The organism is Streptococcus sp. CF4-3 (assembly GCF_024295385.1).
GTDB classification, from domain to species: domain Bacteria; phylum Bacillota; class Bacilli; order Lactobacillales; family Streptococcaceae; genus Streptococcus; species Streptococcus infantis_I.
Genome location: NZ_JANCPN010000004.1, coordinates 171,309 through 184,594 on the forward strand (window position 1 = coordinate 171,309; position 13,286 = coordinate 184,594).

Consider the following 13,286-nt stretch of genomic DNA (forward strand, 5'->3'; position numbering starts at 1 on the left):
AATTAGAAATATTCAAAAAAAAATGATATGATAGAATTTATGGATAAAAATAAAATTATGGGATTAAGCCAATCAGAAGTCAAAGATCGTCAGAAACAGGGACAGGTCAATGATTTCCAAGCTTCAGCTAGTACTAGTACATGGCAGATTGTGAAGAGAAATGTCTTTACTTTATTCAATGCTTTAAACTTTGCCATTGCCCTAGCGCTCGCCTTTGTTCAAGCATGGAGCAATCTAGTTTTCTTTGCAGTTATCTGCTTTAATGCGTTTTCTGGGATTGTAACCGAGCTACGTGCCAAACATATGGTTGATAAGCTCAATCTCTTGAATAAAGAAAAGATTATCACTATTCGTGATGGACAAGAGATAGCTCTGGATCCTAAGGAGCTTGTTTTGGACGATGTGATTCGCTTGTCAGCAGGGGATCAAATTCCAAGTGATGCCATTGTATTAGAAGGTTTTGCAGAAGTCAATGAAGCCATGTTAACGGGTGAGAGCGACTTGGTGCAAAAAGAAGTAGAAGACTTAATGTTGTCGGGTAGCTTTCTTGCAAGTGGTTCTGTCTTTGCTCAGGTACATCATGTTGGGGCGGATAACTATGCTGCTAAACTCATGCTTGAAGCTAAGACAGTGAAGCCGATTAACTCTCGTATCATGAAATCGCTAGACCAGTTAGCCGGCTTTACTGGGAAAATTATCATTCCTTTTGGTATTGCTCTCTTGCTTGAAGCCTTGGTCTTAAAAGGTCTGCCACTGAAGTCTTCTGTAGTCAATTCATCTACAGCTCTTTTGGGGATGTTGCCTAAAGGTATCGCCCTTTTGACCATCACCTCTCTCTTAACTGCTGTTATCAAGCTTGGGTTGAAAAAGGTTTTGGTGCAGGAAATGTATTCTGTTGAAACCTTGGCGCGCGTAGATATGCTCTGCTTGGATAAGACAGGGACAATCACCCAAGGGAAGATGCAGGTTGAGACGGTCCTTCCTCTTACTCCAGCTTATAACAAAGATACCATTGCCAAAATACTAACCAGCTATATGGCACACAGTGAGGATAAAAATCCAACTGCCCAAGCTATTCGAAAGCGTTTTGCGGGAGAGGTAGCTTATCCGATGATTTCTAGCCTTCCATTTTCAAGTGATCGAAAATGGGGAGCAATGGAGTTGGAAGGTCTAGGAACTGTTTTCCTAGGCGCACCGGAGATGTTGTTGGATGCTGAAGTTCCTGAAGCTAGAGAAGCTCTTGAACGAGGATCTCGTGTCTTGGTGTTAGCGCTCAGTCAAGAAAAACTTGACCATCACAAGCCACAAAAGCCATCTGATATTCAGGCTTTGGCTTTGCTTGAGATTCTAGATCCAATTCGAGAAGGTGCTGCTGATACGCTAGACTATCTTCGTTCTCAGGAAGTGGGATTAAAAATTATCTCTGGTGATAATCCAGTCACTGTTTCAAGTATTGCCCAAAAAGCAGGTTTTGCAGACTATCAGAGCTATGTAGATTGTTCGAAAATTAATGATGAAGAATTGATAGCCATGGCTGAGGAAACAGCCATTTTCGGACGTGTCTCACCTCATCAAAAGAAACTCATCATCCAAACTCTGAAAAAAGCAGGACATACTACAGCAATGACAGGGGATGGTGTCAATGATATCCTAGCTCTCCGTGAGGCAGACTGTTCCATTGTTATGGCGGAAGGAGACCCAGCAACTCGTCAGATTGCAAATCTGGTCCTCTTGAATTCAGATTTCAATGATGTTCCTGAGATTCTCTTTGAAGGTCGTCGTGTGGTCAATAATATTGCCCACATTGCTCCGATTTTCTTGATTAAGACAATCTATTCCTTCTTGCTAGCAGTTATCTGTATTGCCAGTGCTTTGTTGGGACGTACTGAATGGATTTTGATTTTCCCATTCATTCCGATTCAGATAACTATGATTGACCAGTTTGTGGAAGGATTCCCACCGTTTGTATTAACTTTTGAACGAAATATCAAACCTGTGGAACAAAACTTCCTCAGAAAATCAATGCTTCGAGCTTTACCAAGTGCCTTGATGGTAGTCTTTAGTGTTCTCTTTGTTAAAATTTTTGGAACCAGTCAAGGCTGGACAGCCATTGAAATTTCGACACTTCTGTATTATCTATTGGCATCGATTGGTTTCATGTCTGTAGTTAGAGCTTGCTTGCCATTTAGCTTGTGGCGTGTGCTATTGATTATTTGGTCGGTTGGAGGTTTCCTTGGAACAGCTCTATTCCCAAGAATCCAAAAATTGCTTGAAATTTCAACACTTACAGGTCAAACTTTGCCTATCTATGGCATTATGATGCTCGTCTTTATTGTGATTTTCATACTGACAAGTCATTATCAAGTTAAAAGATAAAGAAAGACTGCAATCCATGATTGCGGTCTTTTTTAGGTGCAGGATTGCCAGATAAAATATGGTATAATAAAGGGAAATAGAGTTTTTGAAAGTGAGAGAAGATGATTTCAAAGAGATTAGAAACAGTAGCTTCTTTTGTTCCCCAAGGAGCTGTTTTGCTGGACGTTGGTAGCGACCATGCTTATTTACCTATTGAATTAGTTGAAAAAGGTCATATTGAAGCTGCCATCTCGGGTGAAGTTGTAGAGGGGCCCTATCAATCTGCAGTTAGAAATGTTGAAAGTCATGGTTTGACTGAGAAAATTCAGGTTCGTTTAGCCAATGGTTTAGCAGCTTTCGAAGAAAGTGACCAGGTTTCTGTTATCACTATTGCAGGAATGGGTGGTCGTTTGATTGCTACGATATTAGAAGAGGGTTTGGACAAACTAGCCAATGTTGAGCGATTGATTCTTCAACCTAATAATCGTGAAGATGAGTTACGTTCTTGGTTACAAGAGCATGGATTTCAGATTGTAGCTGAAAGTATCCTAGAAGAAGCTGGAAAATTTTACGAGATTCTAGTAGTGGAAGTTGGAGAAATGAATTTACCAGCAAGCGATATTCGTTTTGGTCCTTTTCTATCTAAAGAACTTAGCCCCGTATTTGTCCAAAAGTGGCAAAGAGAAGCAAGTAAGCTCGAATTTGCCCTTAGTCAAATCCCAGAAAAAAATCATGAAGAACGTCAAGTTTTAGTAGATAAAATTCAAGCCATCAAGGAGGTACTCCATGAAAGCAAGTGAAGTGATTAAGCGTTATGAAGCCTATTGTCCTCAAGAATTTTCTATGGAAGGCGATAATCGTGGACTGCAGATTGGAACTTTAGACAAGGACATCCAAAAAGTCATGGTTGCTCTTGATATACGTGAAGATACAGTGGCAGAAGCTATTGAAAAGGGTGTAGATTTGATTATCGTTAAGCACGCGCCTATCTTCCGTCCGATAAAGGACTTGGTTGCTAGTCGCCCTCAAAATCAGATTTATATCGACCTCATCAAGCACGACATTGCAGTTTACGTCAGCCATACCAATATTGATATTGTTGAAAACGGCCTTAATGACTGGTTCTGCCAACTATTGGATATTAAGGATACAACTTATCTACAGGAGACAGGTCCTGAACGTGGCATCGGGCGTATTGGCAATATTAAACCTCAAATGTTTGAAGAATTTGCTAGTCATGTTAAGGAAGTATTTGGTCTAGATAGTCTTCGTATGGTGTACTATAAAGATACTGATTTGCAAAAAACAATCTCAAGAGTAGCTATTTGTGGTGGCAGTGGGCAGTCTTTCTACTCTGATGCTTTAGCAAAAGGAGCTCATGTTTACATTACTGGTGACATCTATTACCACACTGCCCAAGATATGTTGTCAGACGGCTTGTTGGCTCTGGATCCAGGCCACTATATTGAAGTTCTCTTTGTTGAAAAAATTGCATCGTTCCTTAATGAATGGAAGGAAGAGAATGCTTGGTCTCTAGAGGTTATCGCAAGTCAAGCGTCCACCAATCCATTCCATCATATCTAATTAGAGGGTAAAGACAATGAAAAAAGTTGCCATTGTAGGTGCAGGAATTGTAGGGGCCACAGCTGCCTACTATCTTTCTAAGGAAGCTGATATCGAAGTAACTGTTTTTGATTTTGGACACGGCCAAGCAACCAAGGCTGCGGCAGGAATTATTAGTCCCTGGTTTTCTAAACGACGCAATAAGGCTTGGTATAAGATGGCGCGCCTAGGAGCTGATTTCTATGTCGATTTATTAGCTGACCTAGAAAAATCGGGTCAAAAAGTTGATTTTTACCAAGGTTCTGGTATCTTTCTTCTTAAAAACGATGACTCTAAGCTAGAGGAGCTCTATCAACTGGCTTTGCAACGTAGAGATGAATCTCCCTTGATTGGAGAATTAGCCATTTTGGACCAAGCGACTGCTAGTAACTTATTTCCCGGTCTAGAGGGATTTGAACGTTTACTCTATGCTTCTGGTGGAGCTCGAGTAGATGGGCAACTCCTAGTGAGTCGCTTACTGGGAACCAGTCAAGTGAAGGTCATAAATAAAGAGGTTAGTCTAACCCCCCTATCATCGGGCTATCAGATAGACAATCAAATGTTTGACCAAGTCATCTTATCCACAGGAGCTTGGCTTGGCCACATCTTAGAGCCCTTAGGTTATGAGGTGGATGTTCGCCCACAAAAGGGGCAACTCCGAGATTACCAAGTGCCACAAGACATGGGAGCTTACCCTGTAGTTATGCCGGAAGGTGAGTGGGATTTGATACCATTTCCCGGCGGTAAATTATCTCTAGGAGCTACCCATGAAAATGACATGGGATTTGACCTAACAGTTGATGAGAATTTGCTCCAACAAATGGCTGAAGCAGCAAGTTCGTTTTATCCTAGCTTAAAAGATGCAATGATAAGTGGTGAACGTGTGGGGATTCGTGCTTATACGAGTGATTTTTCGCCGTTTTTCGGACAAGTGCCAAACTTGTCAGGAGTATTTGTTGCGAGTGGATTAGGATCGTCAGGATTGACAACTGGACCCATTATAGGCTATCACCTAGCCCAAATGCTTCAAGGGGAAAGTGGAGTCTTGGATCCAGCGGATTATCCGACTGAAAGATATATTAAAGAGAAATAATCGTAAACTTTTTACCTAGTTTTTACGATAGGATTAGGATAGCAAATGACTTTCCCTATCAAAAATGGTAAAATGAAAAAAATGTTTCAAGAATAGAGGAAAAATGATGCAAGAAAAGATTTTGGTAACAGGTGGAGCAGGTTTTATCGGAACTCACACTGTCATTGAATTGGTCCAAGCTGGACACCAAGTAGTTGTCGTGGATAATTTGGTAAACAGTAGTCGTAAAAGTCTTGAAGTAGTCGAAAGAATCACTGGGGTAGAAATTCCTTTCTACGAGGCAGATATTCGTGACACAGATACACTTCGTGATATCTTCAAACATGAAGAGCCAACAGGTGTGATTCATTTTGCTGGTTTGAAAGCTGTAGGTGAGTCTACACGTATCCCGCTTGCCTACTATGATAACAATATAGCTGGAACTGTCAGTCTCTTGAAAGTTATGGAAGAGGCAAACTGTAAGAATATCATCTTCAGTTCATCAGCAACTGTTTATGGAGATCCACATTCTGTTCCAATCCTAGAAGATTTCCCACTTTCAGCTACCAACCCTTATGGCCGTACCAAGCTTATGCTGGAAGAAATCTTGACAGATATCCATAAAGCAGACTCAGAGTGGAACGTTGTCTTACTTCGTTACTTCAACCCAATTGGGGCGCATGAGAGTGGTGACCTAGGAGAAAATCCAAACGGCATTCCAAATAACCTTCTACCGTATGTAACACAAGTCGCAGTTGGTAAGTTAGAACAAGTTCAAGTCTTCGGAGATGACTACGATACTGAAGATGGAACAGGTGTTCGTGACTATATCCACGTCGTTGACCTAGCAAAAGGACACGTTGCTGCCCTTAAGAAACTTCAAAAAGGCTCTGGACTCAATGTGTATAACCTTGGTACTGGAAAAGGCTACTCAGTTCTTGAAATTATTCAAAATATGGAAAAAGCTGTTGGGCGCCCAATTCCATACCGTATCGTTGAACGTCGCCCAGGTGATATTGCAGCCTGCTACTCAGACCCAGCAAAAGCGAAAGCAGAGCTAGGTTGGAAAGCTGGACTTGGTATTACAGAAATGTGTGAAGATGCATGGCGTTGGCAAAGCAAGCATCCAAATGGATTTGAAGACTAATCGTTTGATTAAACAAAAAAAGAGGAAGTAATTCCTCTTTTCTTATAAATTTATATGTGGTTGAAATAAAAAATTTGCTTAGTGATTATGTGATAGAAAACGTCTTAAAAGAACACTTTATTTATTATTAAAATATCAGAAAAAATAAAAGTGAAATTGTATAAAAATAGCTAGCAAAAGACTATAATTTTCTAGAAAAATATGCTAAACTAGAAGGAGTGGAAATTAGAGATCAATGTTCCACCAAATTTTAAGATTCATCTATAATCAGAGCACGAGTAGGGCAATTTTTAACGGCTTCTAAAACATCGCCGCTACAAGAAATTTCTCTTTCTGATTGCTTAGGATCATCGAAAAAACGGACAATACCATTATCATGGTAATCAAATAATTCTGAATAAGTTTGGCAGAGCCCACAAGCTATGCAACGTTCAGGTATAAGTCTAATCTTCATATTTATATTGTAATAAGAAACTAAAAAAAACTCAAGGAGTAAGGTATGGAAAAGGAACCGTGGCAAGAAGATATTTATGAAAACCAAGAAGAGGAATCAAGAACAGAACGCCGTCAACGAAACAAAAATGATTCAGGTGTCATTGCGAATCATATTTTAACTGTTTTGGCTGTTCTTTTCTTTGTCATTGTTGTTGGTATGGTAGTTGTATTGGTCTACTTGTCATCAGGTGGAAGCAACCGTACTTCAGCTCTGAAAGATTTTTATGATTCTTCAGCTCCAAAAGTAGAAGAAGTTACAACAGTTGCTACAACTACTCAGTCAACAGAAGCAGAGACAACTCAACAAGAACATACAGAGGCGCATACTGATTCTGAAGGAACAATTACAGTCTTGCCAGGAGAGGGTGAAGCAGCCATTGCTGCTCGAGCTGGAATCTCCATTGCTCAACTTGAAGCTTTAAACCCTGGTCATATGTCTACTGGAACTTGGTTTGCAAATCCTGGTGATGTCCTTAAGACAAGATAGGAGTGACAATGAAAACAATTCAGATTGCTATTGATGGACCAGCTTCAAGTGGTAAAAGTACAGTAGCAAAGATCATTGCTAAGGACTTTGGCTATACTTATCTGGATACGGGCGCTATGTATCGCGCTGCGACTTATATGGCCTTGAAAAACCAAATAAGTCCAGAAGAACCTTCTCAACTCCTTGAATTATTGGAGCAATATCCAATTAGCTTTGGACGTGCTGAAAATGGAGAGCAGCTTGTTTTTGTTGGAGATGTCGATGTAACAAATCCAATCCGAGAAAATGAAGTAACAAACGCTGTTTCTGCCTTTGCCGCTATTCCAGCTGTTCGAGAGAAACTGGTTGCCCTCCAGCAAGAGATTGCTAAACAAGGTGGTATTGTTATGGATGGGCGCGATATTGGTACTGTGGTCTTGCCTCAGGCTGAATTGAAGATTTTTCTAGTAGCATCTGTAGATGAGCGTGCAGAGCGTCGTTACAAGGAAAATCTTTCAAAGGGAATTGAAACCGATTTGGAAACTTTGAAAGAAGAGATTGCTGCGCGTGATTATAAAGATAGTCATCGTGAAACTTCGCCTCTCAAGCAAGCTGTGGATGCAATCTATTTGGATACGACTGGCCTCTCTATTCTAGAAGTTGTTGAAAAAATCAAATCAGAAGCTCAAAAACGTTTATAAGAAACTTTAAAACGATTAACCAAGTTTGGGTTAATCGTTTTTTATCATGATTTGTCAAATAGTCTGTTTTAAGGTATAATAGTTGCTGTTAAAGAAAATTTGACATTCAAATAATCATAAATGTTTAAGGAGATAAAATGAGTCAACTACCAAATTGCCCAAAATGTAATTCAGAATACGTATATGAAGATGGCACACTTCTCGTTTGTCCAGAATGTGCTTACGAGTGGAATCCTGCTGAACAAGTTGAAGCAGAAGAAGGTATTGTTGCTATCGATGCAAATGGAAACAAACTAGCCGATGGAGATACAGTTACCTTGATTAAGGACCTTAAGGTCAAAGGTGCTCCTAAAGACCTCAAACAAGGAACTCGTGTGAAAAATATCCGTATTGTTGAAGGTGACCACAACATCGATTGTAAAATTGATGGTTTTGGTGCTATGAAGCTAAAATCAGAATTTGTGAAGAAGATTTAATGATGTTACAAAATAAAAAAATTATATTTTATAGCCGTGTTCTTCTATTTATAGCTGCCTTTCTTGGTGTTTATTTGGAGATTACTAAGCATGGCGGTTTTGGGATGTTGCTCTACTATACAGTCCTTTCTAACCTTTTGGTGACACTTTTTACAGGTTATCTGTTGTTAAAGATGCGTAGTGACGATGATAGTTGGCAAAGCCCAGTTATTTTGAGACTCAAAGGTGGTGTCACCATGAGTATCATGATTACCTGTGTCATTTACCATTTTATGCTGGCACCAATCGCGACAGATTTTTACCGTCTGGAAAATTTCCTTTGTCATTATATCGTGCCCCTCTGGTTTCTAGCTGATACACTTTTCTTTGACAAAAGTCGTCAATATAAGTGGTTTGATCCTATTGTATGGACAGTCTTACCTCTGCTATATATGGGATTTGCTATCTTGAACGGTTTAGTTCTCAAAATGAATATCCCAAATTCTAAGGATAATCCTTTCCCTTATTTCTTTTTAAATGCCAATAAACATGGTTGGGGCTTTGTCTTTAGATGGGCAGCTATCATTTTTGTTGCCTACATGGTTTCAGGATATCTGTTTTATCTTGTGAAAAGCATTAAAAAATCAAAGAAATAAAATAGTACCCTATAGGGGTACTATTTTTGTTTGTGACAATTGTACCCGGACAAATGAACTTTTTTAATCTTGTGATGTAGTCATTTCTATTTTACAATAAAAGTGTAGCTACCAATAAAACAATTGAGGAAGAAGAAATGACTGAAAATCGTTATGAATTAAATAAGAATTTGGCACAGATGCTCAAGGGTGGCGTCATCATGGATGTTCAAAACCCTGAGCAAGCAAGAATTGCTGAGGCTGCAGGTGCGGCAGCAGTTATGGCTTTGGAGCGAATCCCGGCTGATATTCGTGCAGCGGGTGGTGTATCTCGCATGAGTGATCCAAAGATGATTAAGGAAATCCAAGAAGCTGTTAGCATTCCGGTTATGGCTAAGGTTCGAATTGGTCATTTTGTTGAAGCTCAAATTTTAGAAGCAATCGAGATTGACTATATCGATGAGAGTGAAGTGTTATCACCAGCTGACGACCGTTTTCATGTAGACAAGAAAGAATTTCAAGTTCCATTTGTTTGTGGTGCTAAAGACCTAGGAGAAGCCTTGCGTCGTATCGCTGAAGGAGCTTCTATGATCCGTACAAAAGGGGAACCAGGAACAGGAGACATCGTTCAGGCGGTTCGTCATATGCGTATGATGAATCAAGAAATTCGCCGCATTCAAAACCTCCGTGAGGACGAGTTATATGTTGCTGCAAAAGAACTCCAAGTACCTGTAGAATTAGTTCAATATGTCCACGAACATGGAAAATTACCAGTTGTCAACTTTGCAGCTGGAGGGGTTGCAACACCAGCGGACGCTGCTCTTATGATGCAGCTAGGTGCAGAAGGTGTGTTTGTTGGCTCAGGGATTTTCAAATCAGGTGATCCTGTTAAACGTGCGGCAGCAATTGTTAAGGCAGTTACAAATTATCAGAATCCTCAAATTCTAGCTCAAATCTCTGAAGACTTGGGAGAAGCCATGGTTGGTATCAACGAGAATGAAATCCAAATTCTCATGGCTGAGCGAGGAAAATAGATGAAAATCGGAATCTTGGCCTTGCAAGGTGCCTTTGTAGAACACGAGAAAATGCTTGATCAACTAGGAGTTGAAAGTATTGAACTGCGAAACCTAGAAGATTTTCAGCAACACCAGAGTGACCTGTCGGGGTTAATCTTGCCAGGGGGAGAGTCTACAACTATGGGGAAACTGTTGCGAGATCAGCAGATGCTCATTCCTATAAGAGAGGCTATTCTCAATGGTTTACCAGTCTTTGGAACTTGTGCGGGTTTAATTTTGCTAGCAAAACAAATCACTTCTAAAGAGGAAAGCCATCTAGCGATTATGGATATAGTAGTAGAGCGCAATGCCTATGGACGTCAGCTAGGAAGCTTTTATACAGAAGCTGACTGCAAGGGTGTTGGTAAAATTCCAATGACGTTTATCCGTGGCCCGATTATCAGTAGTGTTGGTGACAGTGTTGATGTTCTAGCGATTGTGAACAATCAAATCGTTGCGGCACAAGAAAAGAATATGTTGGTAACCTCCTTTCATCCTGAATTGACAAATGATCTTCGCCTGCATCAGTACTTTATGAATATGTGTAAATAAAAAAAGAGGTTGGGATTTTTCCCAACTTCTTTTTTACATGTAATAAACAATAGCAATATATTGGAGAGCAGAGGCTGCTAGGATAAAGAGATGCCAAATCATATGGAAGTATGGTTTCTTTTTAGCGTAGAATCCAGCGCCAACTGTATAGCAAAGGCCACCTGATACCATAAGACTCCAAAACATTGGGCTTGTCTGACTGATGATTGCTGGTAAGATAGCCAATACAAGCCATCCCATGATGAGGTAAAGGATGAGACTGAATTTTTCATTGACCTTCTTGGCAAAGATTTTATAAAGAATACCGAAAATAGTTGTTCCCCACTGAATGGCGATAATCAGATAACCAAACCAATTATTCATCAGGGTTAAAACCACCGGGGTATAAGAACCTGCAATGGCAACATAAATCATGGAATGGTCGATGATACGAAGCACGTACTTATGAGTGGAACCATAAGCCATAGAATGATAAATAGTTGATGATAAGAACATGAGAAAAAGGCTGATGACGAAGATGGAAACACCGATAGACGATAAGAAACCATGTGCCTCATAACTGTAAGTAGATGAAATGGGAAGTAGGATGAGCATGATAAATGCTCCTACAGCATGGGTGACACTGTTGGCAATTTCTTCTCCAAAACTAAGTTGTTTACTAAGTTTGAAACTAGTATTCATTTGTTTCCTCCTCTGGGGTTTCTGTATAGACTAGTGCAAGTGTTTGATGATAGAGTTTGACCGTTTGGCAGCTTGCCTGGATAATGGGATTAGCTGGATCAATATCTTCATTCATATAGTCCACAAAAGCATTGTAAAGTTCTTCTGAATTAGTGTCTGTGTGTAGGGTATTAAGAGTTTGAGCAATTTCTTGGATAGAAAAAACAGACTTGAGAGTGGTAATAGCAATCAATCGCGCGATTTGTTTGCGTTGGTATTTTTTCTTTTCAGGTTTACTGATATAACCGTGTTTGACATAGTTGTTCACCATGGATGCTGTCAAACCTTTCTCCTTGTCAGGAGAAGCTGGAGGACAGATTTGATTGACATAGAGCAGAACCTGGTCCAGATAGAGATTGATACTTGGAATTTCTTCCCATTTTGGATAGGAAAAAGTAGTATTCATTTCCAACTCCTTTTTATCTAGTTTTAATAACTAGATTATAAAATATTAGAAATAATAAGTCAAGTTTCAAGTGCTTGTAGAAAGAAATAATTTATGCTATGATGAGAGAAAATAGTATGAAAAGAGGATAAATGATGGAGATTCGCTTAGCCTTTCCAAACGAAGTTGATGCAATTATGCAAGTGATTGAGGGAGCCAAGAAATATTTGGCAGAAGCTGGTAGCACTCAGTGGCAAAACGGCTACCCAGATGCAGATACCATTATTGAAGATATCATCTCTGGTCAAGCTTATGTAGCCTTAGACGAAGGCGACCTCTTAGTCTATGCAGCAGTGACTAAGAGCCCAGAAAAAGCTTATGAAGCAATCTATGATGGCAACTGGGAGGGGAATGAAGCAGAATACTTAGTATTTCACCGTATTGCCGTTGCTAGAGATGCGCAAGGTCAAGGTGTTGCTCAGACCTTTTTAGAAGGCTTGATTGAAGGCTTCGATTACCTAGATTTTCGTTCAGATACACACGCTAAAAACATAGCCATGCAGCATATCTTTGAAAAACTTGGCTTCAAACAGGTTGGTAAAGTTCCAGTAGACGGGGAACGCTTGGCCTATCAAAAATTAAAATCAAATGTCTAAGAAGTATGTAAAGATGCTATACAAGTCACCGATTGGCCCCCTATCTCTGGTAGCAGATGACCACTATTTGTTTGGGATATGGATTGAAGAAGAGAGCGATTTTGAGAAGGGGTTATCTGAAAATGATGTGACTGTTGTTGAAAGTCATCCCATTTTAAATCAAATTACTTCCTATTTAGAGACTTATTTTAAGGGGCAAGATCAAGACTTATCTGGATTACCTTTAGCTCCTGTCGGTAGTGACTTTGAAAAAAGAGTCTGGAACTACTTGCGAGGAATTCCTTTTGGTCAGACAGTTACTTATGGACAAATAGCTAAGGACCTGCAAGTAGCTTCTGCCCAAGCAGTCGGAGGAGCAGTAGGTCGCAATCCCTGGTCTATCCTTGTACCTTGTCACCGTGTGCTAGGTGCTGGAGGACGTCTGACAGGCTATGCTTGGGGACTCGAAAAGAAGGCTTGGCTCTTGAGGCATGAAGGTGCAAGTTATCAAGAAAATAAAAAATAGAAAGAGAAAAAATGTTAGAATTTATCGAATATCCAAAATGTACAACTTGTAAAAAAGCTAAGAAAGAATTAGATCAACTCGGACTAGAATATCAGGATGTTCATATCGTTGAAGAGACTCCGAGTGAAAAGGTCATTTTAAACTGGCTCGAAACTTCGGGATTTGAATTGAAGCAATTTTTTAATACTAGTGGAATCAAATATCGTGAACTCGGATTGAAAGATAAGGTTGGAACATTGTCTAACAAAGAAGCAGCCAAACTCTTGGCCAGTGATGGTATGCTGTTAAAACGTCCAATACTTGTTGAAAATGGTCTTGTAAAACAAATTGGCTACCGTAAGACATACAATAACTTGGATTTGAATTAGTTTTTTTCTATCTCCTTGATAGATAAAATATATAACCTCCCACTTTTAAAGTATGATAAACTAGAAGGTAGATGAAATCTGATATGCTCGTAGCAAATATTTTTAATTAGAGCATAA

At 39.7% G+C, this 13,286-nt stretch carries 17 protein-coding genes; 14 read left to right on the top strand and 3 right to left on the bottom strand.

What is annotated here, in order from left to right; genetic code table 11:
• Positions 1-39 precede the first annotated feature (39 nt).
• The 5 genes from NML75_RS05275 (at position 40) to galE (ending at position 6,176) form a co-directional block, all read left to right on the top strand.
• Positions 40-2,376, top strand: coding sequence for a cation-translocating P-type ATPase (locus tag NML75_RS05275; protein ID WP_074324284.1), 2,337 nt, complete (start codon positions 40-42; stop codon positions 2,374-2,376).
• 101 nt (positions 2,377-2,477) lie between these two features.
• Positions 2,478-3,155 (top strand): tRNA (adenine(22)-N(1))-methyltransferase, encoded by a 678-nt coding sequence (locus NML75_RS05280; protein ID WP_061863258.1) that lies wholly within the window; start codon positions 2,478-2,480, stop codon positions 3,153-3,155.
• The gene (locus tag NML75_RS05285; RefSeq protein WP_061863259.1) at positions 3,142-3,939 is read left to right on the top strand and encodes a Nif3-like dinuclear metal center hexameric protein; all 798 of its coding nucleotides are present in this window, start codon (positions 3,142-3,144) and stop codon (positions 3,937-3,939) included. Before NML75_RS05280 ends, NML75_RS05285 begins: the two co-directional genes overlap by 14 nt.
• A gap of 16 nt (positions 3,940-3,955) precedes the next feature.
• The gene (locus NML75_RS05290) at positions 3,956-5,050 is read left to right on the top strand and encodes an NAD(P)/FAD-dependent oxidoreductase (RefSeq protein WP_061863260.1); all 1,095 of its coding nucleotides are present in this window, start codon (positions 3,956-3,958) and stop codon (positions 5,048-5,050) included.
• 106 nt (positions 5,051-5,156) lie between these two features.
• Complete coding sequence (galE, locus tag NML75_RS05295) at positions 5,157-6,176, top strand: UDP-glucose 4-epimerase GalE (RefSeq protein WP_004253897.1); 1,020 nt, start codon at positions 5,157-5,159, stop codon at positions 6,174-6,176.
• A 250-nt stretch (positions 6,177-6,426) separates the two neighbouring features.
• On the opposite strand, the gene NML75_RS05300 is transcribed toward galE, so the two are convergent.
• A complete protein-coding gene (locus tag NML75_RS05300; protein WP_080581405.1) occupies positions 6,427-6,630 on the bottom strand; it encodes a ferredoxin in 204 nt (67 codons plus the stop codon).
• Positions 6,631-6,675: 45 nt separating this feature from the next.
• Here NML75_RS05300 and NML75_RS05305 point away from each other — a divergent pair, with 45 nt between their 5' ends.
• The 6 genes from NML75_RS05305 (at position 6,676) to pdxT (ending at position 10,535) form a co-directional block, all read left to right on the top strand.
• Positions 6,676-7,158 (top strand): SAG1386/EF1546 family surface-associated protein, encoded by a 483-nt coding sequence (locus tag NML75_RS05305; RefSeq protein ID WP_004253899.1) that lies wholly within the window; start codon positions 6,676-6,678, stop codon positions 7,156-7,158.
• 8 nt (positions 7,159-7,166) lie between these two features.
• Positions 7,167-7,838: a (d)CMP kinase gene (gene cmk, locus NML75_RS05310; RefSeq protein ID WP_254804232.1), complete on the top strand. Its 672-nt coding sequence runs from the start codon at positions 7,167-7,169 to the stop codon at positions 7,836-7,838.
• Positions 7,839-7,975: 137 nt separating this feature from the next.
• A complete protein-coding gene (locus tag NML75_RS05315) occupies positions 7,976-8,314 on the top strand; it encodes a zinc ribbon domain-containing protein YjdM (RefSeq protein WP_214261677.1) in 339 nt (112 codons plus the stop codon).
• A 2-nt stretch (positions 8,315-8,316) separates the two neighbouring features.
• Positions 8,317-8,949 (top strand): Pr6Pr family membrane protein, encoded by a 633-nt coding sequence (locus tag NML75_RS05320; protein WP_251935471.1) that lies wholly within the window; start codon positions 8,317-8,319, stop codon positions 8,947-8,949.
• A gap of 137 nt (positions 8,950-9,086) precedes the next feature.
• Positions 9,087-9,962, top strand: a complete 876-nt coding sequence (gene pdxS, locus NML75_RS05325) for a pyridoxal 5'-phosphate synthase lyase subunit PdxS (RefSeq protein WP_006153788.1) — start codon at positions 9,087-9,089, stop codon at positions 9,960-9,962.
• Complete coding sequence (gene pdxT / locus NML75_RS05330) at positions 9,963-10,535, top strand: pyridoxal 5'-phosphate synthase glutaminase subunit PdxT (RefSeq protein ID WP_254730279.1); 573 nt, start codon at positions 9,963-9,965, stop codon at positions 10,533-10,535.
• Between the two features lie 33 nt (positions 10,536-10,568).
• Here the strand turns inward: pdxT and trhA are convergent, their stop codons facing one another.
• Together trhA and NML75_RS05340 are read right to left on the bottom strand one after the other, a co-directional pair.
• On the bottom strand, positions 10,569-11,216 hold the full coding sequence (gene trhA, locus NML75_RS05335; protein WP_254730276.1) for a PAQR family membrane homeostasis protein TrhA: 648 nt from the start codon (positions 11,214-11,216) through the stop codon (positions 10,569-10,571).
• On the bottom strand, positions 11,206-11,661 hold the full coding sequence (locus tag NML75_RS05340) for a DUF1836 domain-containing protein (protein ID WP_254804233.1): 456 nt from the start codon (positions 11,659-11,661) through the stop codon (positions 11,206-11,208). Before NML75_RS05340 ends, trhA begins: the two co-directional genes overlap by 11 nt.
• Positions 11,662-11,795: 134 nt before the next feature.
• Between NML75_RS05340 and NML75_RS05345 the strand changes: the two genes are divergently transcribed.
• From NML75_RS05345 to NML75_RS05355, 3 genes are read left to right on the top strand one after another with little or no spacing between them, the layout of a single operon-like run.
• Positions 11,796-12,296: a GNAT family N-acetyltransferase gene (locus tag NML75_RS05345; protein WP_070677537.1), complete on the top strand. Its 501-nt coding sequence runs from the start codon at positions 11,796-11,798 to the stop codon at positions 12,294-12,296.
• Between the two features lie 13 nt (positions 12,297-12,309).
• Positions 12,310-12,801 carry a methylated-DNA--[protein]-cysteine S-methyltransferase gene (locus NML75_RS05350; RefSeq protein WP_024053455.1) on the top strand — a complete coding sequence of 164 codons (492 nt, stop codon included), beginning with the start codon at positions 12,310-12,312 and terminating at the stop codon, positions 12,799-12,801.
• Positions 12,802-12,812: 11 nt separating this feature from the next.
• Positions 12,813-13,169 (top strand): Spx/MgsR family RNA polymerase-binding regulatory protein, encoded by a 357-nt coding sequence (locus NML75_RS05355; protein ID WP_004253927.1) that lies wholly within the window; start codon positions 12,813-12,815, stop codon positions 13,167-13,169.
• The last annotated feature ends 117 nt before the right edge of the window (positions 13,170-13,286 follow it).

Bases quoted from the DNA above. Each gene is read 5' to 3' on its own strand.
- NML75_RS05275 (WP_074324284.1), top strand. From the start codon at position 40: ATGGATAAAAATAAAATTATGGGATTAAGCCAATCAGAAGTCAAAGAT.
- NML75_RS05280 (WP_061863258.1), top strand. From the start codon at position 2,478: ATGATTTCAAAGAGATTAGAAACAGTAGCTTCTTTTGTTCCCCAAGGA.
- NML75_RS05285 (WP_061863259.1), top strand. From the start codon at position 3,142: ATGAAAGCAAGTGAAGTGATTAAGCGTTATGAAGCCTATTGTCCTCAA.
- NML75_RS05290 (WP_061863260.1), top strand. From the start codon at position 3,956: ATGAAAAAAGTTGCCATTGTAGGTGCAGGAATTGTAGGGGCCACAGCT.
- galE (WP_004253897.1), top strand. From the start codon at position 5,157: ATGCAAGAAAAGATTTTGGTAACAGGTGGAGCAGGTTTTATCGGAACT.
- NML75_RS05300 (WP_080581405.1), bottom strand. From the start codon at position 6,630: ATGAAGATTAGACTTATACCTGAACGTTGCATAGCTTGTGGGCTCTGC.
- NML75_RS05305 (WP_004253899.1), top strand. From the start codon at position 6,676: ATGGAAAAGGAACCGTGGCAAGAAGATATTTATGAAAACCAAGAAGAG.
- cmk (WP_254804232.1), top strand. From the start codon at position 7,167: ATGAAAACAATTCAGATTGCTATTGATGGACCAGCTTCAAGTGGTAAA.
- NML75_RS05315 (WP_214261677.1), top strand. From the start codon at position 7,976: ATGAGTCAACTACCAAATTGCCCAAAATGTAATTCAGAATACGTATAT.
- NML75_RS05320 (WP_251935471.1), top strand. From the start codon at position 8,317: ATGTTACAAAATAAAAAAATTATATTTTATAGCCGTGTTCTTCTATTT.
- pdxS (WP_006153788.1), top strand. From the start codon at position 9,087: ATGACTGAAAATCGTTATGAATTAAATAAGAATTTGGCACAGATGCTC.
- pdxT (WP_254730279.1), top strand. From the start codon at position 9,963: ATGAAAATCGGAATCTTGGCCTTGCAAGGTGCCTTTGTAGAACACGAG.
- trhA (WP_254730276.1), bottom strand. From the start codon at position 11,216: ATGAATACTAGTTTCAAACTTAGTAAACAACTTAGTTTTGGAGAAGAA.
- NML75_RS05340 (WP_254804233.1), bottom strand. From the start codon at position 11,661: ATGAATACTACTTTTTCCTATCCAAAATGGGAAGAAATTCCAAGTATC.
- NML75_RS05345 (WP_070677537.1), top strand. From the start codon at position 11,796: ATGGAGATTCGCTTAGCCTTTCCAAACGAAGTTGATGCAATTATGCAA.
- NML75_RS05350 (WP_024053455.1), top strand. From the start codon at position 12,310: ATGCTATACAAGTCACCGATTGGCCCCCTATCTCTGGTAGCAGATGAC.
- NML75_RS05355 (WP_004253927.1), top strand. From the start codon at position 12,813: ATGTTAGAATTTATCGAATATCCAAAATGTACAACTTGTAAAAAAGCT.